The sequence below is a fragment of the Synechococcus sp. CS-1326 genome (assembly GCF_025128115.1).
Taxonomy (GTDB): domain Bacteria; phylum Cyanobacteriota; class Cyanobacteriia; order PCC-6307; family Cyanobiaceae; genus Regnicoccus.
Map to the genome: position 1 here is coordinate 19905 of NZ_JAHLYV010000031.1, position 22680 is coordinate 42584.

Here is a 22680-nt window from a genome sequence, read left to right on the forward strand (position 1 = left end):
CTCAACGGACGAACAGCATCTCCTGATAGGTGGGCAGGGGCCAGATCGCATCATCCACGAGCGTTTCCAGGCCATCGACGGCTTCCCGCAGGGTTTCCATCAAGGGCAAAAGGGTGTGGGCGCAGTGGTTCATGTGGGCCTGGGCATCGCCGTGGGGTGGGCTGGCGATGGCCTCTTCCAGCTTCGTGCAGGTCTGCAGCAGCTGCTGGTTGAGGCTGGCGATCTTGCCGGCCATCGCCCGGTCTGGGGGAAGGCCGAGGTTTTCCTGGTGGTGCAGGGAGCTGGAGAGCTGGCCCAGATAGGTCATGACGGCCGGGTACACCTGGGTACGGGCCATCTGAAGCGCAAGCTTGGCTTCCACCTCGATCGCCAGCACGTACTGCTCGGCGTAGACCTCGTAGCGGCTTTCCAGTTCAACGGCACTGAGCACCCCTTCACTGACGAACAACTGGCGGACATCCTCCCGTTGGAGCACGGAGAGAGCATCGGCAGTGGTGCGGAGATTCTCCAGTCCGCGCTCTTCGACGGCCTTGTGATGCCAGGCCTCGGAGTAGCCGTCGCCGCCGAACACAACCGAACCATGCTCCTGCATGATCTGCTTGAGCACCGAAAAGGCTGCGTTGGGCAATGTTTCACCCGCCCCGAGCTTGGCTTCCAGCTGATCGGCCACGAAGCGGAGCGAATCGGCCAGGATCGTGTTCATCGCCACGAGGGGGCCCGCCACCGACTGGTTGGAGCCGACGGCCCGGAACTCGAAGCGATTGCCGGTGAAGGCGAAGGGTGATGTGCGGTTCCGATCGCCTGGATCCTTGGGGAATTCAGGCAGGGTGTCGACACCGAGCTGCATCACCCCGGCGGTGGCGGATCCGGTCACTTCGCCTTCGAGGATCTGCCTGTAGACATCTTCCAGCTGGCTGCCGAGGTAGACCGAGATGATCGCAGGAGGGGCTTCGTTGGCCCCGAGCCGGTGGTCGTTGCCGGCCGTGGCCACCACGGCCCTCAGCAGGGGGCCATAGAGATGGACGCCGCGAATCACGGCTCCACAGAACAGCAGGAACTGCATGTTCTCGTGGGGGGTGTTGCCGGGATCCAGAAGGTTGCCCTGGGTGGCATTGCCCACCGACCAGTTGACGTGCTTTCCGGAGCCGTTGATGCCTTCGAACGGCTTTTCGTGCAGCAGGCAGTTCATGCCGTGCTTCCGAGCGGTGTTCTTCAGCAGGGTCATCGTAAGCTGCTGGTGATCGGTGGCCACGTTGGCAGCCTCGAAGAAGGGGGCGAGCTCGAACTGGCCCGGCGCTACTTCGTTGTGACGGGTCTTGGCGGGAATGCCGAGGGTGTACATCTGCCGCTCCACGTCCTGCATGAAGACCTGGACCCGCTGAGGGATCGCGCCGAAATAGTGATCGTCGAACTGCTGGCCCTTGGCCGAAGGAGTTCCGAACAGGGTGCGGCCGGTGAGCAGGAGATCCGGGCGAAGCGCCACGAAAGCACTGTCCACGAGGAAGTATTCCTGCTCGGCGCCGCAGCTGGAGTTGACCGGAGCCACGTCGGTGTAGCCGATCAGCTTGAGCAGCCGCTGGGCCTCGTGGTTCATGGCCGCATTGGAGCGCAGCAGAGGCGTTTTCTTGTCGAGTGCCTCGCCGGTCCAGGAGATGAAAACGGTGGGGACGCAGAAGGTGACCCCGTTCGGAGTCTCCATCAGGAATGCCGGGCTGGTGATGTCCCAGGCGGTGTAACCGCGGGCCTCAAAGGTGGAGCGGATGCCGCCGTTGGGGAAGGAGGAGCCGTCAGGTTCGCCCTGGACAAGCACCTTGCCGGTGAACTCGGTGATGGTGGAGCCGTCTCCCTGGACCGAAATGAAGCCGTCGTGCTTTTCGGCGGTGGAGTTGGTGAGCGGATAGAAGACGTGGGCGTAATAGAGAGCTCCCCGACTCGTTGCCCACTCCTTCATGGCCTGGGCAACCATGTTGGCCACCGAAACATCAAGCTTGCCGCCCTCCTTGACCGTCTTCTGAACCGACTTGAAGACGTCCTTGGGAAGAGCCGCCTTCATTTTGGCGAGATCAAAAACGTCCTGGGCCCAGAGCTCCTGAAGGGGTGCATTGGGGGCCGTTGCCGCCGCCGGACGTTCCTGGATTGAACGGAAAGCGGCAAGGCGCTGGGGACTGGGCATGGGTCAGGAATTTGGCTCGGTTTGCATCTTTGGTTGCGGCGAGGCGCTGAGATGAAGCCATTGCTACCGAACCCCCGGGCCGGGCTGATGGGAGAGACTGAAGGAGCAACAACGAGCTCGGCCCTCATGATCCGCTACTACCTGCTCTTGCCGGATCCGACAGGAGGTGAGGCCACGCTGGGGCGGATGCTCGAAGACCGTTCGGAAGCCTGCTTCGACGGCTCGGCCACGCCGCCCAGCTGGCAGACCTGCAGCAACCAGATCCAGAGGCGGCTGCACTCCCACGACAAGATCGCCGAGATCAGCCTGGCCCGGGCCCAGGCCTGGAAACCGTCCGCCTTTTCCTGAGCTGTGCCCCCCTTCGAAGCAGAACGCTGTGAACGACCCTGGGGGTGGTTCGAATGCCTGGTCAGCGGCCCTGGCTATCAAGTGAAGCGGCTTCAACTCAAAGCGGGCCAGCGGATCAGCCTGCAGCGTCACCAGCAGCGCAGCGAGCACTGGGTGGTGATTGAGGGTGCGGGAACGCTGGAATGCGATGGGCAGGTCATCGAAGCGGAGCAGGGCACCCGCCTGCTGATTCCCCTGGGCGCTGTGCACAGGGCCACGGCAGGCGCCATCCCTCTGGCGATCCTGGAGGTTCAGATCGGATCGAGGCTCGACGAAGACGACATCGAGCGACTCGCCGACGATTACGGACGGATGGCCTCACTCCGCTGAAGCATCCGGGAGTGGGTGGAGTGCCTGGTGATACAATTCTTCTTCACCCTTTGATTAAGGGCAAGGCAGTCTTGCTTCAGGCCCAATAGGCCAAAGATTTGGATCGCTGCCGGCCTGCGTTGAAGGACATTCCAGGCCAACGCCTCCACAATCTCCGTGACCCAGCCTTCCGCTTGCGAGAGCTTCGCGTGCTCTTCCGACAACCTCACGACTTCCGACAACCTCACCACGTCAGACGCCACCACCACGTCAGACACGATCAGCGAACAAGTCAGCGGCCATCCTGAGCCGGATTCCCTGATCCCTGCCGAGCCTCTCCAAACGGCCGCTCCCTTGATCTCCGTCTCTGGCACCCCAGGCGGCTTCGATGGCTTCGGCCTCAGCGCTCCCCTGATTGAAGCCGTCGAAGCCTGCGGTTACACCACTCCCTCGCCCATCCAGAAAGCGGCGATTCCCGAACTGATGCTGGGCCGCGATCTGGTCGGACAAGCCCAGACGGGAACAGGCAAGACAGCGGCTTTTGCCCTCCCCCTGCTCTCACGGCTCGACCCCAGCCAACGCACCCCCCAGGTACTCGTTCTCACCCCGACCCGGGAGTTGGCTCTGCAGGTGGCCGAAGCGTTCAACACCTACGCCAGCAAGCTGCCCCAGGTGCGCGTCCTGCCGATCTACGGCGGCGCCGACTTCCGTGATCAGATCGTGCGCTTGCGCCGTGGTGTCCAGGTGGTGGTGGGAACACCGGGCCGGGTGATGGATCACATGCGCCAGGGAACCCTCGATCTGTCCGGGCTGCGCAGCCTCGTGCTCGACGAAGCCGACGAAATGCTCCGCATGGGGTTCATCGACGATGTCGAATGGGTGCTTGAGAAGCTTCCCGAACAGCGGCAGGTTGTGCTGTTCTCCGCCACCATGCCTGCGGAGATTCGGCGCCTTTCACGCCAATACCTCAAGGACCCCGCAGAAGTCACCATCCGCCAGAAAGGCGCCGAATCGAGCACGATTCGCCAGCGTCATCTGATCGTGAACGGCTCCCAGAAACTCGAGGCCCTCACCAGAGTTCTGGAAGCAGAAAGCAGTGAGGGTGTGATCATCTTCGCCCGCACCAAGGCGATCACCCTGGCCGTCACTGAAGCCCTCGAGCAACACGGCTACGACGTGGCCGTCCTGAATGGTGATGTTCCCCAGTCGCAGCGTGAGCGCACCGTCGAGCGGCTGCGCAGCGGCCAGGTGAACGTGCTGGTGGCCACGGATGTGGCCGCCCGGGGCCTCGATGTCGAGCGGATCACCCTGGTGATCAATTACGACATTCCCTTCGACAGTGAGGCCTACGTCCACCGGATCGGCCGTACCGGCCGAGCCGGCCGCCAGGGCGATGCAATCCTGTTCCTCACCCCTCGGGAGCGCCGCTTCCTGACCGGTCTGGAGCGTGCGGTGGGCAAGCCGATCGAGCCGATGGCGGTTCCCAGCAATGCCGACATCAACCAGAACAGGCTCGACCGTCTGCGCCTGGAGCTCACCACCCTGGTCCAGCAGCCCCGCGCTGCCGAGCAGGAGCTGGCCCTGCTCAGCGAGATCCTCCAACGGGTTGGAGGCGAGATCGAGGCAAGCCCGGAGCAGCTGGCTCTGGCTGCCCTTCAGCTTGCTGTCGGCACCAAGCCCCTGCTGGTTCATGGCAACGAAGACTGGCAACGCTCCACCGGCCAGCGTGATCGGGAACGCAGCCGCGATGACGACGACCGTCGTGGTGAGCGGCGGCGGCCCGATCGGCAGGGTCGCGATGGGTTCTCCAGGCAGGATGGGCCCTCCGTGCCGGATGCCGATATGGACCGGTTCCGGATCGAAGTGGGCTGGCGCGACCACGTCAAGCCGGGCAACATCGTCGGCGCCATCGCCAATGAGGCCGGTCTCGCCGGTCGCAGCATCGGGCGCATCCAGATCTTCGACACCCACAGCACGATCGATCTGCCCCAGGGAATGCCGGATGATGTGTTCACGGCGTTGAAGCAGCTGCGGGTCATGAACAAGGAACTTCAGATCAGCCGCCTCTCCAGCTGACGCCTTCCCTTTGATCGAGCAACCCATGCGCCGAGCACCGGATTTCGTCCCATCGTCCGACCAGAGGATGCGATACGTGCCCGGCTGGCTGGCTGTGGTCTCGGCCTTTTCCCTGATGCCGCTGGTTGCACTGGTTGGCACTGAGAAGGCTCAGGCCCAGAGCAAGGACGAGGTTGTGGTCGAGCGACTCTGCCTGGCTGGATTCAGCGCTGCCTTCCAGGCCGCCGGCAAAGTGGCACCACCAGGAATGAGCACCTACACCTGCTCCTGTTTCCTCGATCAGATCAATCAGGGGAGTGGACTGGACGCCGCACAGTCCACCTGCCGAAAACGCACACAGGAACGGTTCAGGATGTGATCATCGCAGCCCTCCCTCAGGCGGTCTGGCCGGTCAGGCCGTCGGTGCAGAGGCATGACACTTCCTCCAGGGATAGTCTTTCCAGGCTGGCGACGAACGCGTATTGAACTTCAGGGGTTTCGGTGCGAATCAGCGTTTGGAGCAGGTCAAAACGGTCGGCGAAAGCAAGCTCTCCGCTCTCACTCCAAGCCATACTCCAGGCAACGGGCGAAGCCATGGGGTGAAATCGCAACGTTAGGGTTTCAGCACAATGAACCCAGATGGGCCAAATTGGCAACGCGTTTTTCGATCTCTTCGGATTTTCTTCCAATGAATCCCAGGGCTGGCCCCAGAGCGAATCACGCTAATTGATGGATTCAGAGCCTGCTGTCGTGCAGCTCGTCGAGATCAAGACTCAGATCCCGTGTCCAGCCCTGGGAGCGCAAGCTGGCGGCGGGCTCGAGCAGAAGCAGTTCGCCCTCGCGCTGCTCAGGCAATGAAGCGCGCAGGTGTCGACGGCGCAATTTGGCCGTCCAGCGCTGGAACCGTGTGAAAGAGCGTGAGCGAGTCAACGGATCTGCTCCAATTGGAGTCTTTCCCGTTCTAGTGGCGCCGGCTGGGCAAAAACAGCTCATGTCAAACCGATCCTGAATTCCGCCTTCCGCATGGCTGCATCACCCGAGCATCCCGCCCTGGCCCGTCTGCTGGCCACGCTCGCACCCCATCGACGCCTGGTCTGGCTGGCTGCCACCTGCTCGGTGCTCAACAAGCTCTTCGACCTGGCCCCACCGGTGTTGATCGGCCTGGCCGTCGATGTGGTGGTGCGGCAGCAGTCGTCCTGGCTGGCGGCTTTCGGCTTCAGCAGCGTTCCCAGCCAGCTGGCGGTGCTGGGGGTGCTCTCCTTTCTGATCTGGAGCGCCGAATCCCTGTTCGAATACCTCTACGGCGTGCTTTGGCGCAACCTGGCCCAGACCGTGCAGCATGAGCTTCGCCTCGACGCCTACGACCATCTCCAGCGGCTTGAGATGGCCTTTTTCGAAGCGGGCAGCAGCGGAGGGCTGCTGGCCATTCTCAACGACGACATCAACCAGTTGGAGCGCTTCCTCGACCACGGCGCCAACGAGGTTCTGCAGCTGATCACCACGGTGCTGGCCGTGGGTGGCGCCATGCTGGTGCTCTCACCCGGCGTGGCTGGAGTCGCCTTTCTGCCGATCCCGGCGATTCTCTGGGGCTCCCTGCTGTTTCAGAAACGGCTGGCCCCCCGCTATCGCGACGTGCGCGATCGGGCCAGCGATCTCAACAGCAGCCTGGTCAACAACCTGGGCGGCATGCTCACGATCAAGAGTTACGCCGCCGAGTCCTGGGAACTGGAGCGGATCGGCCGGCAGAGCGAGGCCTACCGGAGCAGCAACCGCCACGCCATTCGGCTCTCGGCGGCCTTCATCCCTCTGATCCGCTTCGCGATCCTGTTCGCCTTCGTGGCGATCCTGGTGATCGGCGGCCTCCAGGCCTGGCAGGGGGCGATCGCGATTGGCAGCTACAGCTTTCTCGTCTTCATCACCCAGCGGCTGCTGTGGCCGCTCACCACCCTCGGCCGCACCCTCGATGACTACCAGCGCGCCATGGCCTCCACCGACAGGGTGCTTGACCTGCTGGCCACCCCGGTGGCGATCCCCAGCGGTGATCGGCCCCTTCCCCTGGCGGCGGTGCGCGGAGCACTGGAGTTCCTGGATGTGAGCTTCGGCTACGCCGGACGGGAATCCCTGCTGAAGGGCTTCGATCTGACCATTCCCGCCGGTCACACGATCGGAATCGTCGGGGCCACCGGCTCCGGAAAGAGCACGCTCGTCAAGCTGTTGTTGCGGCTCTACGAGGTGGATCAAGGAGAGATCCGGCTGGATGGGGTGCCGATCCGCAGTCTCAGGCTGGGCGACCTGCGGCGAGCGATCGGGCTGGTCAGTCAGGAGGTGTTCCTGTTCCACGGCAGCGTGGCCGAGAACATCGCCTACGGCAGCTTTGACGCCACCCCGGCGGCCATTGCCCACGCCGCCGCGCTTGCCGAGGCGGCCGGCTTCATCGAGGCGCTGCCCGACGGCTACGCCACGGTGGTGGGAGAGCGGGGACAGCGGCTTTCCGGAGGCCAGCGCCAGCGGATCGCCCTTGCCCGCGCCATTTTGAAGGATCCACCGGTGCTGATCCTCGATGAAGCCACCGCCGCGGTGGACAACGAGACAGAAGCCGCCATTCAGCGCTCCCTGGAGTTGATCACCGCTGAGCGCACCACCCTGGTGATTGCCCATCGCCTCAGCACGGTGCGCCATGCCGACAGGATCGTGGTGATGGAGGAGGGCAGGATCGTCGAAAGCGGCCACCATGACGACCTCCTGCGTCATGGCGGTGTCTACGCCAATCTCTGGAGGGTGCAGGCCGGGCTGCGGGCCAGCGAAGCCCTGACGGCCTGAGCCGAGCGGAGGGCATGGCCGGCGGCAACGCCGCTAGCTGCCTGGATGTTGCACGATGTGAGGGAGGGCTCTCTTTATCCGCACCAGCTGTGCCCGCCCATGGCGCCGATCCCAGGCCCGTTTCAGCCGTTGCCCCCGCCGGGGGGTGAACTCATCGAGCTGCCGCTGAGCTGCCTCCAGCCAACCCAGCTCTGCCTGGGACTGGCGGAAGTGGAGGCACGCACCAGCGACTTCCGGCTCGAATCACCCCAGAGTCTGCGGCGCTATCTCCGCAACCGACCGGTGCCGATCGCCGTGAGCAGTGCCGGGGAGCACTGGATGATCGATCGCCACCACCGTCTGCGGGCCCTGCTTGATGTGGCCCCGCAGACCACGGTCTTCTGCTCGGTGGTGCTGGAGCTGAAAGGAGCCAGCCAGAGCTACTGCCTGGAGGAATTGAACCGGCGCGGCTGGCTGTATCTGATCGACCGGGACGGCCAGGGTCCCTACCCACCGGAACGCCTGCCTCGCCATCTGACTGAGCTTCAGGACGACCCATACCGGAGCCTGGTCTGGAAGCTGAAACAGGAGGGTCTGATCCGCCCGCAGCCCTCCGTGCCGTTCCTGGAGTTCCACTGGGGAGCCTGGCTGCGAAGACAACCCCTGCCGCCGTTCAGCTCCAGGAACCTGGAGCCGGCCCTGCAGGAGGCAAGAATGCTGGTGCGGAGCCGCCGCGGCGGCGGAATCCCAGGGGAAGGCTGGATCTGAAGCCACCACTTTTAACCACTGTCGGGACAGCCTCTCTGCTTGCGATCTGGACCTGGCTCAGCGGGCGCCCCGGCAGCAAAGGATCAGGGAAAGATGAAATAGGATTAAGAGATGATGCCTCCCGTGGTGCAGCCTTCCCGGTCGGCTCTTCAGACCACGTTCCACCACCTACAACCGTTGCACCGACATTGAGACTCAGTTCCAAGCGGTCCAGATCCGGTCCCTGGATCGTGGTTTTCGCCATGGTGGCCGGCCTCAGCGGCGGGCTGTTGCTCGCGGCACCACTGGCGGGCCTGGTCAGCTCCGGCTGGAAGATTGACACCCGGGCCATCCCCAATCCGTTCACGGCCTGGGCCAACACCGACCAGGATCTGCTCGTGCTCGGCTCCGACGTCGGCGGTGGAAACACCGATGTGATGCTGACCCTGCGGGTTGCCGACGGCCACACCACCATCACCCAGGTTCCCCGGGACACCTACATCAATTCACCACGGTTCGGGCCGATCAAGGCGAATGCTCTCTATGCCTACGGCGGCACGGATGCCGTCAAGGAAGAACTCAGCCATCGGCTGGGCCGTCCAATCGGCCATCACCTCCTGATCAACCTGGGTGCCATCCGGAGGATGGGCGATGTGCTCGGCGGTGTGGAAGTGAACGTGCCGAAGCGGATGTACTACGTCGATAACAGCCAGGGGCTCTACATCGATCTCCAGCCTGGTGTACAGACCCTGAAGGGCAGGGATCTGGAAGGCTTCCTGCGCTGGCGCCACGATGAAGCAGGGGACATCGGTCGGATTGATCGCCAGAAACTGGTGCTCAGTGCCCTGTTCGCCAAGCTGACCCGGCCTGAGAATCTGGTGCGGCTGCCGAGCTTGCTGGCAGCGGCCGGCGATGACGTCAAGACCGATCTCGGGCCGATGCAGATCGGCGGCCTGATCACCGCGATGGCCGCCACCAACCTCAGTACCGAACGGATCGGTGGCCGACCCTTTGATCAGAATGGCATCAGCTACTGGGAGGCAGACTGGCCGGCCGTGAGCACGGACAGCTCCAGCAGTGGCGATGGGGCCAGCGAGGGTCGCTACCGATTCCTGTTCTGATTGCACACCGCCGGGGATGAAGCCCGACGATCAACCACGGTCATGGGGCTCCCGAAGACGTGGATCCTGGGGAACGGTTCTCGCCATCGCCCGCCAACGATGCTCCGGTTGCCACGGCATGAGGTGATGGGGAGCAAAGGCAACCATCGGTTCTGCAGATCGGGCGGCTCTGCAAGGCTGAGCTTCGGCCTGTTCGCCTGCTGGCTGGCCCTGCAGGGGTCCGCCATCCCCACCGGCACCCGGGCTCTGGAGCGCTCCTGGCAGCGGCTTGATTCAGAGCTGCAGTGGCTGGATCAACTGCTGCCGGAGCCAGCCCCCGCGACAGACTCCGCCGGCCAGAAGCCCAGTGGCAGCCCACCAGCCGGGCTGGAGGCAACGCCGCCGCTGGCCCTGCCGAGCGCAACCCAGCTGAGGCGGGCAGGCAGCCAGAACCTCAGCCTTGAACAATCCATCGCCATCGCCCTCGCCCAGAGCCCGAGCCTGGAGGCCAGACGGCTGGACGTGGCCGCTGCCCTGGCGCAGCTACAGGCGCAGCTGGGGGCTTTCTGGCCAAGGATCTCTGCCCTGGCGGGCCTCGGCTACAGCCAGAGCGCCAGCGCGTTCGGGGTACCCCAGGGCAATGGCCGGCTTGGTTTCGGGCCCAACTTCGCCGCCAACGGCCTGCTTGCCGCAGACGGATCGACCACCGACGGCCCCTTCTTCGTTCCAGGCGGCGGCAACGCCAGGCTGAGTCAGGGGGTGCGTTCGGTGGCCGGGGGAGTGGAGCTGGAACTGGCCCTGCTCGATTTCGCCCGCCAGCCGGCGATCCAGGCGGCCCGTGCCTGGCTGCGGATGGGCCGCCAGGCCTACGCCAATGCCCTGCGCCAACTGCAACTGGAGGTGAGCGAGGCGTACTACGGCCTACAGCGCGCCGACCAACTGGTGCGCATTCGCGACGCTGATCTGCGCAATGACCTGGTGATCCTCCAGGACGTGCTCGCCCTCAAGCAGGCAGGGCTGGTGCCCCGGCTCGATCTGCTGCGCCGCCGGGCGATCGAAGCCGACAGCGAAGAACGGCTGATCCAGGCGAAGGCGGATCAGGCGATCGCCCGTCGTCGCCTGGCCCTGCTGCTCAACCTGCCGCCTGGGATCACCCCTGGCGCCGGCGATCCGATCGCCCTGCAGCCGCGCTGGCCCCTCGATCTGGAGTCCAGCCTGCTGGCCGCCTACGCGGGAAATCCCCAACTGGAGGCGTTGCTGGCGATGCGAGAAGCCCTGGCCAACGAGAAGGAGGCCCGGGCCGCCGAGCTGTTGCCGAGCCTGGCCCTGGCTGCCAGCGCCGGAGCCGCCGGCAGCCAGAGCCAGCAATGGGATGCCAGCGGCGACTGCTGTGGTGCCACCGTGATCCCGATCCTCAACACCGGCAGCACCGAGTGGTCGGTGGCACTCACCTTCCGCTGGCTGCTCTTTGACGGGGGACGGAGCGCCGCCGAAGTGCGGGCGCTGGCCCGCCGCGAGGAAGGGGAGGCCCAGCGGTTCGCCGCTGCCCGCAACGACATCCGCCTGCGGCTGGAGCAGGCCTTCTTTAACCACGAGGCCAGCCTGGCCCGGCTGGCCTCGGCCCGGCGCGGCGTGGCTGCCAGCCTGGAGGCCTTCCGTGATGCTCGCCTGCGCTATCAGAGCGGCCTGTCCGATGAGGTGACCCTCTCGCTCACCCAGGACCGGCTGATCACCAGCCTGGTCGGGCGGCTTGAAGCCACCGTGGCCGTGAACATCACCTATGCCCAGCTCTTGCGTGACCTGCTTCCCGGGCCCCGGGACAGCGCAGCCGCTGCCCCGCCGGTGACGCTGACCCTGTCGAAGGAGGAGGCCGCGCGATGGGATTCCGCCCGCTGACCACCGAGCAGTGGCACAGCAGCCTGCGCATCGGGATCGCCAGCCTGATTGCGGCGGCGATCACGCTGCGCTGGAACGGCTCCAGCAGCCTTGATCTCTGGTACTGCCTCTACGGGGTGGCCCGCAGCAACCTGGCCGATCAGAGGCTTTCCAGCCGTCTGGCCAGGGAGCGGATCGTGGGCACCCTGTTCGGAGGCGGCGTCGGCTGCGCCCTGCTCCTGCTGGGACCGGGGTGGATCTGGATCGGGGTCGGGTATCTGTTGGTTCAGCTGCTCGGCAGCCACTGGAACCTGAGCGGAGGCAGCCGCAGCAATGGCGCCGTTGCTGTGCTTCTGATGATGATGGTGCCGGCGGATTCAGCTGCCGGTCCCACCTATGTGCTCGCGCGGGTGCTCTGGCATCTGCTCGGGCTATCGATCGGCATGGCGGTGGAGCACCTGTTCTGGCCGAGGGGCGACCGGGAACAACGGGAGCAGCTGGAGGCGAAACTGCTGGGCCTGCTGGCCGATCTGGATCTTCAGCCCGATGCCGTCCGCGCCCAGCGACAGGAACGCCAGCTGGTTGAACTGTTCAGGCAGATCCGGGAAATGGCGCAGCTGAGCGCCCATTCCGACCCGTCCGTCGGCACGGATCTGCCAGGGGAAGGGCGGCTGCAGGCGCTGGAGCAGGCGGTGATCCATGGGGCGGCGTTGCTGCGCCACCCCCATGGACCGGGCGCCGACGGCCCCCTCGCCCAACGCTGCCTGTCGCTGGAGCGCGAGGCCCTGGCGGGCAAGCTGGCCTTCCTGACCGGAGCGGTGGGCCCAGCATGGGCAGTGGGCCCGGCAGGGGCAGCCGCGCCGGCATGAACACCGCCCTGACCGTGCGAAACGCCGTGGTGCTCAGCCTCACCGCCGGGCTGGCCGAACTGTTCCGGCTGCCTGAAGGGCTGTTCATGGTGCTGGCGGTGCTGCTCAGTCTGGAGGGCTCGATCGGCCAGGGCCGCAAGGCGGCGCGCGAGCGGGTGATCGGCACCTTCTGTGGAACGGCGGTCTGCCTGCTGCTGCTGGGCCTGCTGCAGTGGAGAGGGGTGCCGGCCGCGACACTCGGGCTCAGCCTGGTGCGGGTGCTGGGCCACGGACTGGGGCTGAGCAGCGGCTTCATCGTGGGTGGCCATGTGGTGGCCGGCTCGGTGGCGAACCACAGCAGCGACTGGCCCACCTACATCGGGCTGCGGGCCGTGGAAACCCTGGCCGGGGTGCTGATCGCGGTGCTGGCGGCCCGCTGGATCATGCCGGTGCGAGCCAGCCACCGCCTGCAGCTGGCCCTGGGCCAGTGGCGCCGGGAGCTGGCGGCGGCGCTGCGCCAGCCGGAGCGCTCAGCGACCCGGTTGAGCCTCCTACGGAGCCAGCGGGATCAGCTGCTCGACCAGCTTCCCTTCGCCCGCGAGGAACTGCTCCCCACTCCCGGTGCCCTGGCAACACAGTGGGATCAGCAACTGTTCCATGGCGGCGCCCTGCTCAGCGGCCTGCGCGACCTCAGCCAGCCGGACCCGGCGGTGCCGCCCGAACTGCGACGGGCCCGGGACGCGCTGTTGCGGCAGGCCGCGGATCTGCTCGATGCCAGCCTGGCGGGACGGGACCATGCTGGCGTGGAGCAGCAGCGTTCCTGCCTGCAAAAACTGAGGCAGGCCTCCAGCGAACTCGTTGCCCTGGCAGGCCGACCCGACTCCAGCCATGACCCCGGCGAAACGGCGCTGGACCTGCTGGCGCAGTGGATCCACCGCAGCCGGTTGATCGGTCTGCACGCCGAGGCGATGGTGGAGGCTGCTCAGGGGGAACCATCCTGAGCAGCCTGGAGCCAGCGCTCCAGCCGGTAGGCGAGCAGCACCACAAGAACCACCAGCCAGAACCACAACTCCGGCGCATTGGCGTTGAGCAGCACCACGAAGATGGCCGCTTCGGCGATCAGCCAGGGCAACTCCCGCCGCAATGTGGTGGTGGCCGGAGGTGATTTTCGTGGACCTGGCGAACTCACTTCCGATCCCCCGGGCCTGGGTTGGCATCGAAGCCGCGGAATCCACCGGTGAGGTTCCGCAGCCCCGGCAGCACGTAGGAAAGCGGAGTGCGCCATTCCACATAGGCGTGGGTCACGGTGGTGAGCCCCTCCCGCACCGGAAAGACGCGACTGCCCTGCGACAGGGTCCATCGATAGCCATCCACACTGCCGGGGTCGCGCTCCAGCCCGATCTCGGCCCGCATCACCGGTCCTGCTTCCACCAGCGCCTTGGCGAGCTGGGGGTTGCCGATCGTGGTGGAGATGTCGGCCTCGGTGGCGGGAAGCACGTTCACCCTCTTCACCTTGCCGACGATGCCACCGAAACGGCCCCGCTGGTTCCAGTCGGGAACAACCTCCACCGGCAGGCCATCGCGCAGGCGGCGGGCATCGGCCGGAGCGAAGTAGGCGATGGCCCGCAGCGCTGCAGCGCCAGGATCCCGGCCGATCGTGCCCAGCCGCTGGCCCACCGCCACGGTCTGGCCGGGGATCACCTGCAGGTCGAGCACCACACCGTCGCGGTCGGCGTGGAGGCGGCCGTCAAAACCAAGCTGGGCCTCCGTGACCCTCAACTGACGGCGCAGATCATCAATGCGGAAACGCCGCTGCAGGGCCTCGGTTTCAATGCTCAGCCTCACCTGCTGGAAGCTGGTGAGCAGCCGCTTCTCCTCGATCCGCACCTGATCGAGGCTCACGCCGGTGCTGGTCAGACCCTGCTCGACCGCCACCACCTCCGTGGAGAGCGGGGCGACCACGTCGCGCTGCGCCAGCCAGTCGAGGTTGGAGAGCTTTTCGCTGTAGGTGCCCTTGAGACGGCCGAAGCGGCCGCGATCCGCCGCCAGCTTGGCCAGAGCCGTGTCAACCGCCTCTTTCTCACTGAGCAGTCGCAGCCGATCGCGACCGGAGAGCTGCAGGTCCTGGCGTTCCAGCTCCCGCAGGTTGGCCCGCTGTTGCTCCAGCTGCCGCTCGAGCACGGGCAGGTGGAACGCGATCAGCACCTGCCCCCGCCGCACCCGATCGCCCACGGCCACATGGAGCCGGCGCACCTGGCCACCGGCACGGGCATCGAGCAGACCGGCGTTATCGGGCAGCAGCAAAACCCCTTTGCCCACCACTTCGGTCGGCACGGCCCAGAAGCAGGCCCAGAGAACCAGAGCTCCAGCCATGGCACCCAGGCTGCATCCCACCTGCTGATGAGGTGTGAGCCCCTTCCTGGCCGTGGGAAGTGGAGCGTTCATCGGCTCAGCATGCAGGGTTTCGCTCCAGCTGTCAGCAACCCGGCAGCCGTTCCAGGGCAGCGGAGTCGCCACCGATCGCCGCCGCCAGCAGGGGGGCCAGCGGCGGCACCAGGGCAAACGGGCCGCTGAAGCCGGCAAAGACCCACAGCCCCGGCCAACCCGGAACCGGTCCGACCAGGGGAACTCCCGTGTTGGTGAAGCTCACCGGCACCTGGAGGAACGGCGCCTCCAGCACCCCCAGCCCCGGGTCGATGGCAGCCAGGGCCTGGCGAAGGGCCGCTTCGAGTCCAGCAGGTGATGGTGGCGGCCCGCTGGCCACACCCGGCCGCACCAGGGTGGTCTGGCCCAGCAGCAACCCCTTCCCCCAGGGGGCGAGGCCCGCATCGACAACCCACTCCTCGCCCCTGAGCCCGGCAGCCCGGTCCTCCAGCCCCTGGCGTCCACCCAGCAGCGGCATGACGATCTCCGCAGCGTCGGCCAGCGCCTTCGGCAACAACGATGAACAGGCAGCGGCATCCTCAATGGCCAGCAGACCGGCCCAGCTGACCCGCAGCCGATCAGGCAAGGCCGACAACAAGGAGCGGCAGCCGGCTCCGGCCGCGAGAACCACCTGATCAGCCGGAAGCGATTCCGCCCGGAGGGGGCCGGCAACGGCCTGGATCCGCTCCACCCCGGCCCGATCGAGGGCGGCGGGGAGGGCGCGGAGGAGGCTGGGGACATCGACCCGGCCATAGGGCAGCCGCAGGGAGCCCGCCGTTCCTTCTTCAACCGGCCATCCCGTCCCGGTGGGCAGGTGGCGTTCCGCCCGATTCCGCACCCCGGCGAGGGCGGTTTCGATCGCAGCGGCCGCAGCCGCACAGCCGCTGTTCCGCCAATGGAGCAGCAGGCTGCAGGGCTGCCAGCCGAGCGGCCCATGGCGCGCTTCCAGGTCGTGCCAGCAGGCCGGGGCCGTTGCCATCAGGGCACCGAGTGGACCAGGGGGACCAGCCCACCAGGGCACTCCCCCATAGCTCAGCCCGGTGGCGCCAGAACGGGCTGAGCCGGAATCCTGCAGCAGGACCCGGGCTCCGGATTCGGCCAGGGACAGGGCCAGCAGGCTGCCGGCCAGGCCGGCACCGATCACCAGCACGTCCGCCAAAGCTCAGATCCGCAGCGTGAAGGAGGTGATCACCTGGTGGAAGAGGGTGTGCACCTTCTGCCAGCGGTCCTCGTTGGTGCTGGCCGCCAGGGTGTAGAGCCGGCCGCGGTCGACCACAACGGTGGCCAGTTCATGGCGGTCGCGGCCGGCCAGATGGACGGCGTATTCAAGGTCGTAGAAGGTGTGGTCACCGTCCTGGCGTTCCACCGCCTCGACCAGCTCGGCGCGCCGGCCGCTGCCCTCGGGGGCGATCACGATCCGGCCGAGTTTCTCCCCCACCGCCTCGGCGCTCTCCAGCGAAGCGAGTTCATTGGTGGCGTTCACCTCGGAGATCACCAGGCTGAGGGTTTCGTCGCTGTTGATCAGGTCGTGGAACACCACCTGGGGTCCACCACTCACCGCCACCCGGCTCCAGCCGGTGGGGTAGAGAAAGGCGTAGCGCCCGTCGGGGCTCTGGAAGGAGTTGAGGCCAGCGGCGGCGGCACTGCAACCGGCCAGGCCACCGCCGATCGCGAAGACTCCGAGCACCAGGGCCAATAGCCGGGAAAGCAGGGGAGCGGGAAGGACAAAAGGAACGCGCGGAACCATCGTCGGCTGGCAGAGGCGAGGGAGATGCGCCATGGCACTCAGACTATTCTCGCCGCCGCCTGGCGGACTGCATCGCCGCCGGCCTGGCCCCTAGATTCCGGCCAGTTGCGGCGGTTCGCTGAGCGGCTTCACCCGGCCCCTGGCCCGCCTGATCGACCAGTTCGAGCGGCTGCCCGGCATCGGCCCCCGCACCGCCCAGCGGCTGGCGCTGCATCTGCTGAGGCAGCCGGAAGAACAGATCCGCAGCTTCGCCGACGCGCTGCTGGCGGCCCGCAGCCAGGTGGGCCAGTGCCGGCGCTGCTTCCACCTGTCGGCGGAGCCACTGTGTGAAATCTGCCTCAACAACGAACGGCAGAATGGCCAGCTCTGCGTGGTCGCCGATTCCCGCGACCTGCTGGCCCTGGAGCGCACCCGGGAGTTCAAGGGGAGTTACCACGTGCTGGGCGGATTGATCTCGCCGATGGATGGGGTGGGCCCGGAGCTGCTCCATGTCCAGCCCCTGGTGGAGCGGGTGGACCGCGAAGGCATCACCGAGGTGATCCTGGCGCTCACCCCGAGCGTCGAAGGCGACACCACCAGCCTTTACCTGGCCAGGCTGCTGCGGCCGTTCTCACCGGTCAGCCGCATCGCCTACGGCCTGCCGGTGGGCAGCGAGCTTGAGTACGCCGATGAAATCACCCTGGCCCGGGCTCTGGAAGGACGGCGCAGGATGGACGAGCAATGACCGGCACGGAGAAGAAAGAAATGGGTCCGAGCAGCCGATACAGCGCCATCGCCCCGGCCGAGCGTCTGCCCGAGTGGCTGAGACGGCCGGTAGGGAACGCCTCTGATCTGGAGACGGTTCAGGGGGTGGTGAAGCAGCAGCGACTCCACACGATCTGCGAGGAGGGCCGCTGCCCGAACCGGGGCGAGTGCTACGCGGCCGGCACGGCCACCTTCTTGCTGGGCGGTCCGATCTGCACCCGCAGCTGCGCCTTCTGCCAGGTGGAGAAGGGCCAGGCGCCGGTCCCCTTCGACGCCGGGGAGGCCGAACGGGTGGCGGAAGCGGTGGAGGCCCTGGGCCTTCGCTACGTGGTGCTCACCGCCGTCGCCCGCGATGACCTGGCCGACCATGGCGCCAGCCTGTTCACCGGCACGATGGCCGCGATCCGCCGCCGCACGCCCCAGGTGTCGATCGAGCTGCTCACCCCCGACTTCTGGGGTGGTCACCGCAGCGAAGCCGAGGGGCTGGCCGCCCAGCGACGGCGCCTCGGCACGGTGCTGGAGGCGGGGCCGGTGTGCTTCAACCACAATCTGGAAACGGTCCGGCGCCTCCAGGGGGAGGTGCGTCGCGGTGCCACCTACGAGCGCTCCCTGGGCCTGCTGGCCGCCGCCCGCCAGCTGGCTCCCGCCATCCCGACCAAATCGGGGTTGATGCTGGGACTCGGCGAAACAGCAGACGAAGTGATCGAAGCATTGGCGGATCTTCGCCAGGCCGGCTGTGAACGGCTCACCCTGGGGCAGTATCTGCGGCCCTCCCTGGCCCATCTACCCGTGCAGCGCTATTGGGAACCCGAGCAATTCGTTCGCTTCGGCGAGGTTGCAAAACAGCTGGGATTCAGCCAGGTGCGCAGTGGGCCGCTGGTGCGCAGCAGCTACCACGCCGGGGAGGATTGAAGAGCAATGCAATTCGAAAGCTTCTCCACCTTCAACATTGCCATCGTTGTGCTGGCGATCGGCCGATGGCTCAATCAACGGGTGGCGCTGTTGCGGGAGTTCAACATTCCGGAGCCGGTCAGCAGCGGGCTACTTGTCTGCCTTCTGCTGGCCCTGTTCCACAGCGTCACGGGAATCGAGGTGGGCTTCAATCTGGCCACCCGTGATTTCCTGCTTCTCTACTTCTTTGCGGCGATTGGACTGAACGCCGACATCAGGACTCTGCGGGCGGGCGGGCGGCCCCTGCTGGTGCTGGTGGTGGTCACGGTGGTCTACATGATCCTTCAGAACCTCACCGGCGTGGGCGTCGCCACCCTTCTGGGCCTCAATCCACTGATCGGCCTGCTGGGTGGATCGGTGTCGCTGCTCGGTGGGCACGGCACGGCCATTGCCTGGGCACCGCGGTTCGCCGCCAGCCACGGGGTGGAGAACGCCCTGGAGATCGGCATCGCCTGCGCCACCTTCGGCCTGGTGCTGGCATCCCTGATGGGTGGCCCGATCGCACGTCTCCTGATTCGCGGCAACAAGCTCCAGCCAGCCGTCCGCAGCATGGCTTCAAGGGTGAATGACGGTGGGCGTCCCGCGGAGCCGATTTCCTATTTCAGCCTGCTGACCACGCTGTTCTGGCTGAACGTCAGCCTGGCGCTGGGCGAGGCTCTGCACGAAGGCCTGCGTGCCATGGGACGCCAGTTGCCGTTGTTCGTCTGCTGCCTGTTCGCCGCCATCCTGCTCACCAACACGGTGCCACGGCTGGCCCGCTTTCCATGGCCCGCCGGCAGCCGCTCCCTGGCGATCGTCTCGGACGTCGCCCTGGGAATCTTTCTGACGATGTCGCTGATGAGCCTGCAGCTCTGGACGATTGCCGAGCTGGCCGGCCCGATCATCACGATTCTGGCCGCCCAGTTCGTGCTTGCCTTTCTGTTCGCCATTTTCGTGATCTTCCGGGTGATGGGTCGTGATTATGAAGCCGCCGTGATCTGCTCCGGCTTTGGTGGCATCTCCCTTGGCGCCACCCCCACGGCCATGGCCAACATGGCAGCTGTGAGCCAGACCTATGGCCCGGCCCAGCGCGCCTTCATCATCGTGCCGCTGGTGTCGGGGTTCTTCGTGGATATCAGCAATGCCATTGTGATTCAACGCTTTCTGAACTGGCTGGGCTAAGCTGGCCGGCTGCTAGATTAAAAACAAGATCCTCACAACTTCAAGCCGCAGGGAGAGTGTCGCATGACCATCAAGATTGGAATCAACGGGTTTGGCCGAATCGGCAGACTGGTGTTTCGGCGTGCCATTGAAGCCAGCGATGTGGATGTAGTTGGCATCAACGATCTGCTCGATGTTGATTACATCGCTTATCTGCTTCGTTACGATTCAACCCACGGCCGCTTTCAGGGGGATGTCACCGTCAACAGCGGCAATCTGATCGTCAACGGCAACACCATCCGCGTCACCGCCGAGCGGGATCCCCGCCAGCTCAACTGGGGAGCGGTGGGAGCTCAGATCGTGCTGGAGTCCACCGGCTTTTTTCTCACGGATGCCACCGCCAGGGCCCACATCGAGGCCGGGGCCAGCAAGGTGGTGCTCTCCGCCCCCTCGAAAGACGACACGCCGATGTTCGTGATGGGGGTGAACCACACCAGCTACGCCGGCCAGGACATCGTTTCCAATGCATCGTGCACCACCAACTGCCTGGCGCCGATCGCCAAGGTGCTGCACGACAACTTCGGCATCAGCTCAGGCCTGATGACCACCGTGCATGCCACCACCGCCACCCAGAAAACAGTTGATGGCCCGTCCGTCAAGGATTGGCGGGGCGGCCGTGGCGCCGGCCAGAACATCATTCCCTCCTCCACCGGAGCGGCCCGGGCGGTGGGCAAGGTGATCCCGGCCCTGAACGGCAAGCTCACCGGCATGGCCTTCCGGGTACCCACTCCCGATGTGTCGGTGGTGGATCTCACCGTGAATCTCTCCACCCCCACCAGCTACGAGGCCATCAAGCAGGCGATGCGAGCGGCGGCCGCAGGACCGATGCAAGGGGTGCTGGGCTACACCGAAGAGGAGGTGGTTTCAGCCGATTTTGTTGGTGAAACCTGCACCTCGGTGTTTGATGCCGGTGCCGGCATCGCCCTCACTGACACGTTCGTGAAAGTGGTGGCCTGGTACGACAACGAATGGGGCTATTCCTGCAAATGCCTCGACCTGATCCGTCACATCGCCGGCCCCAGCCCAGCGGCCCAGGAAAGCTGAAACAGCCAGATCCATTCTGCCAAGCTGATTGAGCGGTTCATTCCTGATGAACCGGCGCTGACCAGCGGCATTCTCACCAGCAGGTCGATCTGCAGCAGGTGGTTCTCCGGAGCTCGAAGCTGGCAGGCTCAGAAGTTCCTCACTTCTTAACCTTCAAGGCCTCAAGCTTGCCTGGCAGATCGCTAAGATCATTGTCTGGATTCTGGAGTTTCAAGCGGTGACGTATTGCATCGGTTACTGGCTGGAGAAAGGGCTCGTCCTGGCATCAGATTCACGCACCAATGCAGGAGTTGATTATATCTCAAGCTACAGCAAGATGCATGTTTTTCAGCCGGCTGCCGATCGGATCTTCGTCCTTCTTGCTGCGGGCAATCTAGCCACAACCCAGGCTGTGATCAGCTGGATTCACCGCGATCTCGATCAGAAGATCGAAGCTACACCTGCAGCCAATAAAGACCTCCGATCATGCCAGTACCTCTTTGAAGCAGCCAGCTATGTCGGTCGTGTGAGTGTGGCTGTGCAACAGGAAAATGCTCCTGCTTTGCAGCAAGCTGGAGCCAGTGCCGGAGCTTCCTTCATCCTGGGCGGGCAGATCAGAGGGGAGGCCCATGGCCTGTACCTGATCTATGCTCAGGGCAATGCAATCAAGGCAACACGCGAAACTCCATACCTGCAGATCGGTGAAACAAAGTATGGGAAACCACCGCTCGATAATGTGGGGCATTCCAATCTTTCCCTGGAGGATGCTGCCCGGCTTTGCCTGATTTCAGAAGTTCTCACCCAGCGATCCAACCTCACCGTGGGTCCGCCCTTCGAGCTGGCCCTCATTCCACGGAATCACCTGGCGATCAGCCATCAGCTCAAGCTGGATGGGGATGCTCCAGAGCTTACTGCCATGATCGAAACCTGGAGTGACGCCCAGAGGGAGGCGCTCTACCGCCTGCCTCATTTCTCCTGGGAGCATTCGGCGGCATCCTGACGCCGCAATCAGCCCACCCCAATCACTCTCTCCTGCTCCTATTGGTGTAGTGGGATTGGTGTAGTGGAATCGGTGTAGTGGGATTGGTGTAGTGAGATTAGTGTAGTGAGATTAGTGTAGTGAGATTAGTGTAGTGAGATTAGTGTAGTGAGATTAGTGTAGTGAGATTAGTGTAGTGGAAAAGACTGAAGCCCATAAGACATTAACTCTGAGGAGTGAGTGGATTGTCGATGCGGCAAGTTCAGTTGGTATGGACAGGCAAGCCCTGACGGCTCAACACGTGGTATTCTCAGAATAATGATGATCATGTTTCAAGGTTGCATGCCTTCATTTGTTCTGGACGAACAGGATCTCGTCCTGGCGTGAGCAGCACCGACAGGACCCCCTGCTTGCAAAGCCAACTTTCACTGCTGTCCTGATTTGATTGAGCATGGAATTCCTAGCCGTATCACTCCTGTCAGCAACACTGCTGGGTCTGGGCATGGCTGGAAGTATCGAAACTGGCTATCGAATCGGGCGGCGGCGATTAATCAGAGATCCCGAAAGAAAGATCGAAGGATTTAGCGCCGTTGAGAACTCTATCTTTGGAATTCTAGGGCTGCTCCTGGCTTTCACGTTTACTGGAACACTATCTCGCTACGAGAATCGGGTCCATCTGGTATTAAAGGAAGCCAACGCTATTTCAACCGCCTACCATCATCTCGATGCACTGCCGAAGCAAGATCAAGCGAAGTTGCGGCCACTCTACAAAGATTATGTTCAATCGCGTATCCAAGTCTTCCGATACTATGATGATCGAGAACGATCGAATGCCTACTTCCGCCAAAGTCTTGCCCTGCAAGACAAGATCTGGGTCATTGCCAGTGCCTCTGTTCTACAGGATAAAAATCCAGGAATCATCACTCTTGTCCTGACATCAACCGGCGAGATGATGAATGTTGCCAACGAACGGCTGCAGGCGACTCGCACCCATCCACCGCTGATTGTTTACATCTTGCTATTTGCTCTCGCCTTGGCTTCTGCCTTTATGGTTGGCCAGGATATGTCCGTAAATTCAAAACGGCCGCTCTTTTATATGATTATTTTCTGCCTGACCATATCCCTCATCACCTTCATCATTATTGACCTGGAAAACCCACGGGTTGGCCTGACAAGAATCAACATCCAAGGAGACAAGATCCTTTTGGAAACCTTGTCCCACATGAAATAAGGTTGGTTCTCCTTCCAGGTGCACCCTCCCGGTGGGATGAAAACCAGCCCGGCACGGCATCACTGGATGGCCTCCAGAGGTACGGCGC

General features: G+C 64.6%; 23 protein-coding genes. 16 read left to right on the forward strand and 7 right to left on the reverse strand.

Features of this window, described 5'->3' with window-relative positions:
* Position 1: 1 nt before the first annotated feature.
* Positions 2-2173: a glutamine synthetase III gene (locus tag KQ307_RS12435; protein WP_259701670.1), complete on the reverse strand. Its 2172-nt coding sequence runs from the start codon at positions 2171-2173 to the stop codon at positions 2-4.
* Between the two features lie 126 nt (positions 2174-2299).
* Between KQ307_RS12435 and KQ307_RS12440 the strand changes: the two genes are divergently transcribed.
* The 4 genes from KQ307_RS12440 to KQ307_RS12455 all read left to right on the forward strand — a co-directional run bounded on the left by KQ307_RS12440 (position 2300) and on the right by KQ307_RS12455 (position 5303).
* A complete protein-coding gene (locus tag KQ307_RS12440) occupies positions 2300-2521 on the forward strand; it encodes a hypothetical protein (RefSeq protein WP_259701671.1) in 222 nt (73 codons plus the stop codon).
* A gap of 3 nt (positions 2522-2524) precedes the next feature.
* A complete protein-coding gene (locus KQ307_RS12445; RefSeq protein WP_259728135.1) occupies positions 2525-2890 on the forward strand; it encodes a phosphomannose isomerase type II C-terminal cupin domain in 366 nt (121 codons plus the stop codon).
* A gap of 333 nt (positions 2891-3223) precedes the next feature.
* A complete protein-coding gene (locus tag KQ307_RS12450; RefSeq protein ID WP_259728136.1) occupies positions 3224-4945 on the forward strand; it encodes a DEAD/DEAH box helicase in 1722 nt (573 codons plus the stop codon).
* Positions 4946-5012: 67 nt separating this feature from the next.
* A complete protein-coding gene (locus KQ307_RS12455; RefSeq protein WP_259701674.1) occupies positions 5013-5303 on the forward strand; it encodes a hypothetical protein in 291 nt (96 codons plus the stop codon).
* 16 nt (positions 5304-5319) lie between these two features.
* Here the strand turns inward: KQ307_RS12455 and KQ307_RS12460 are convergent, their stop codons facing one another.
* Positions 5320-5520: a hypothetical protein gene (locus KQ307_RS12460; RefSeq protein ID WP_259728137.1), complete on the reverse strand. Its 201-nt coding sequence runs from the start codon at positions 5518-5520 to the stop codon at positions 5320-5322.
* A gap of 139 nt (positions 5521-5659) precedes the next feature.
* On the reverse strand, positions 5660-5806 hold the full coding sequence (locus KQ307_RS12465; protein ID WP_259728138.1) for a hypothetical protein: 147 nt from the start codon (positions 5804-5806) through the stop codon (positions 5660-5662).
* A gap of 141 nt (positions 5807-5947) precedes the next feature.
* Here KQ307_RS12465 and KQ307_RS12470 point away from each other — a divergent pair, with 141 nt between their 5' ends.
* The 6 genes from KQ307_RS12470 (at position 5948) to KQ307_RS12495 (ending at position 13294) form a co-directional block, all read left to right on the forward strand.
* Positions 5948-7744 carry an ABC transporter ATP-binding protein gene (locus KQ307_RS12470; protein WP_259701676.1) on the forward strand — a complete coding sequence of 599 codons (1797 nt, stop codon included), beginning with the start codon at positions 5948-5950 and terminating at the stop codon, positions 7742-7744.
* A 99-nt stretch (positions 7745-7843) separates the two neighbouring features.
* Positions 7844-8491 (forward strand): ParB/Srx family N-terminal domain-containing protein, encoded by a 648-nt coding sequence (locus KQ307_RS12475; protein ID WP_259728139.1) that lies wholly within the window; start codon positions 7844-7846, stop codon positions 8489-8491.
* Between the two features lie 242 nt (positions 8492-8733).
* Positions 8734-9591: an LCP family protein gene (locus tag KQ307_RS12480; RefSeq protein ID WP_259701678.1), complete on the forward strand. Its 858-nt coding sequence runs from the start codon at positions 8734-8736 to the stop codon at positions 9589-9591.
* 126 nt (positions 9592-9717) lie between these two features.
* Positions 9718-11466 (forward strand): TolC family protein, encoded by a 1749-nt coding sequence (locus tag KQ307_RS12485; protein ID WP_259728140.1) that lies wholly within the window; start codon positions 9718-9720, stop codon positions 11464-11466.
* The gene (locus tag KQ307_RS12490) at positions 11448-12314 is read left to right on the forward strand and encodes an FUSC family protein (protein ID WP_259728141.1); all 867 of its coding nucleotides are present in this window, start codon (positions 11448-11450) and stop codon (positions 12312-12314) included. Before KQ307_RS12485 ends, KQ307_RS12490 begins: the two co-directional genes overlap by 19 nt.
* Positions 12275-13294: an FUSC family protein gene (locus tag KQ307_RS12495; RefSeq protein WP_259728142.1), complete on the forward strand. Its 1020-nt coding sequence runs from the start codon at positions 12275-12277 to the stop codon at positions 13292-13294. Before KQ307_RS12490 ends, KQ307_RS12495 begins: the two co-directional genes overlap by 40 nt.
* Here the strand turns inward: KQ307_RS12495 and KQ307_RS12500 are convergent.
* The 4 genes from KQ307_RS12500 to psbP are packed head-to-tail and all read right to left on the reverse strand — an operon-like array spanning position 13276 to position 16464.
* On the reverse strand, positions 13276-13425 hold the full coding sequence (locus KQ307_RS12500; RefSeq protein WP_311133773.1) for a hypothetical protein: 150 nt from the start codon (positions 13423-13425) through the stop codon (positions 13276-13278). The two genes, KQ307_RS12495 and KQ307_RS12500, sit on opposite strands and share 19 nt — an antisense overlap.
* A 53-nt stretch (positions 13426-13478) precedes the next feature.
* Entirely contained in the window at positions 13479-14738 is a 1260-nt protein-coding gene (locus tag KQ307_RS12505; RefSeq protein WP_259701683.1) for an NHLP bacteriocin system secretion protein, read from the reverse strand.
* A 31-nt stretch (positions 14739-14769) separates the two neighbouring features.
* On the reverse strand, positions 14770-15867 hold the full coding sequence (locus KQ307_RS12510) for an FAD-dependent oxidoreductase (RefSeq protein ID WP_259728181.1): 1098 nt from the start codon (positions 15865-15867) through the stop codon (positions 14770-14772).
* Between the two features lie 12 nt (positions 15868-15879).
* On the reverse strand, positions 15880-16464 hold the full coding sequence (psbP, locus tag KQ307_RS12515; RefSeq protein ID WP_259732000.1) for a photosystem II reaction center PsbP: 585 nt from the start codon (positions 16462-16464) through the stop codon (positions 15880-15882).
* A gap of 148 nt (positions 16465-16612) precedes the next feature.
* On the opposite strand from psbP, the gene recR reads away from it, so the two are divergent.
* From recR to KQ307_RS12545, 6 genes are all read left to right on the forward strand, one after another.
* Complete coding sequence (recR, locus tag KQ307_RS12520; protein WP_259701705.1) at positions 16613-17188, forward strand: recombination mediator RecR; 576 nt, start codon at positions 16613-16615, stop codon at positions 17186-17188.
* Between the two features lie 20 nt (positions 17189-17208).
* On the forward strand, positions 17209-18120 hold the full coding sequence (gene lipA, locus KQ307_RS12525; RefSeq protein WP_259728144.1) for a lipoyl synthase: 912 nt from the start codon (positions 17209-17211) through the stop codon (positions 18118-18120).
* Between the two features lie 6 nt (positions 18121-18126).
* Positions 18127-19320: a sodium/glutamate symporter gene (gltS, locus tag KQ307_RS12530; RefSeq protein WP_259728145.1), complete on the forward strand. Its 1194-nt coding sequence runs from the start codon at positions 18127-18129 to the stop codon at positions 19318-19320.
* A gap of 63 nt (positions 19321-19383) precedes the next feature.
* Positions 19384-20403 carry a type I glyceraldehyde-3-phosphate dehydrogenase gene (gap, locus tag KQ307_RS12535; protein ID WP_259728146.1) on the forward strand — a complete coding sequence of 340 codons (1020 nt, stop codon included), beginning with the start codon at positions 19384-19386 and terminating at the stop codon, positions 20401-20403.
* A gap of 217 nt (positions 20404-20620) precedes the next feature.
* Positions 20621-21382, forward strand: coding sequence for a 20S proteasome subunit A/B (locus tag KQ307_RS12540; RefSeq protein ID WP_259728147.1), 762 nt, complete (start codon positions 20621-20623; stop codon positions 21380-21382).
* A gap of 430 nt (positions 21383-21812) precedes the next feature.
* The gene (locus tag KQ307_RS12545; RefSeq protein ID WP_259728148.1) at positions 21813-22592 is read left to right on the forward strand and encodes a hypothetical protein; all 780 of its coding nucleotides are present in this window, start codon (positions 21813-21815) and stop codon (positions 22590-22592) included.
* Positions 22593-22680 lie beyond the last annotated feature (88 nt).

Excerpts from the sequence above, each read along its gene's own strand:
- KQ307_RS12435 (WP_259701670.1), bottom strand. The coding sequence starts at position 2,173 with ATGCCCAGTCCCCAGCGCCTTGCCGCTTTCCGTTCAATCCAGGAACGT.
- KQ307_RS12440 (WP_259701671.1), top strand. The coding sequence starts at position 2,300 with ATGATCCGCTACTACCTGCTCTTGCCGGATCCGACAGGAGGTGAGGCC.
- KQ307_RS12455 (WP_259701674.1), top strand. The coding sequence starts at position 5,013 with ATGCGATACGTGCCCGGCTGGCTGGCTGTGGTCTCGGCCTTTTCCCTG.
- KQ307_RS12460 (WP_259728137.1), bottom strand. The coding sequence starts at position 5,520 with ATGGCTTCGCCCGTTGCCTGGAGTATGGCTTGGAGTGAGAGCGGAGAG.
- KQ307_RS12470 (WP_259701676.1), top strand. The coding sequence starts at position 5,948 with ATGGCTGCATCACCCGAGCATCCCGCCCTGGCCCGTCTGCTGGCCACG.
- KQ307_RS12475 (WP_259728139.1), top strand. The coding sequence starts at position 7,844 with ATGGCGCCGATCCCAGGCCCGTTTCAGCCGTTGCCCCCGCCGGGGGGT.
- KQ307_RS12480 (WP_259701678.1), top strand. The coding sequence starts at position 8,734 with ATGGTGGCCGGCCTCAGCGGCGGGCTGTTGCTCGCGGCACCACTGGCG.
- KQ307_RS12485 (WP_259728140.1), top strand. The coding sequence starts at position 9,718 with ATGGGGAGCAAAGGCAACCATCGGTTCTGCAGATCGGGCGGCTCTGCA.
- KQ307_RS12490 (WP_259728141.1), top strand. The coding sequence starts at position 11,448 with ATGGGATTCCGCCCGCTGACCACCGAGCAGTGGCACAGCAGCCTGCGC.
- KQ307_RS12495 (WP_259728142.1), top strand. The coding sequence starts at position 12,275 with ATGGGCAGTGGGCCCGGCAGGGGCAGCCGCGCCGGCATGAACACCGCC.
- KQ307_RS12505 (WP_259701683.1), bottom strand. The coding sequence starts at position 14,738 with ATGAACGCTCCACTTCCCACGGCCAGGAAGGGGCTCACACCTCATCAG.
- psbP (WP_259732000.1), bottom strand. The coding sequence starts at position 16,464 with ATGGTTCCGCGCGTTCCTTTTGTCCTTCCCGCTCCCCTGCTTTCCCGG.
- lipA (WP_259728144.1), top strand. The coding sequence starts at position 17,209 with ATGGGTCCGAGCAGCCGATACAGCGCCATCGCCCCGGCCGAGCGTCTG.
- gltS (WP_259728145.1), top strand. The coding sequence starts at position 18,127 with ATGCAATTCGAAAGCTTCTCCACCTTCAACATTGCCATCGTTGTGCTG.
- gap (WP_259728146.1), top strand. The coding sequence starts at position 19,384 with ATGACCATCAAGATTGGAATCAACGGGTTTGGCCGAATCGGCAGACTG.
- KQ307_RS12545 (WP_259728148.1), top strand. The coding sequence starts at position 21,813 with ATGGAATTCCTAGCCGTATCACTCCTGTCAGCAACACTGCTGGGTCTG.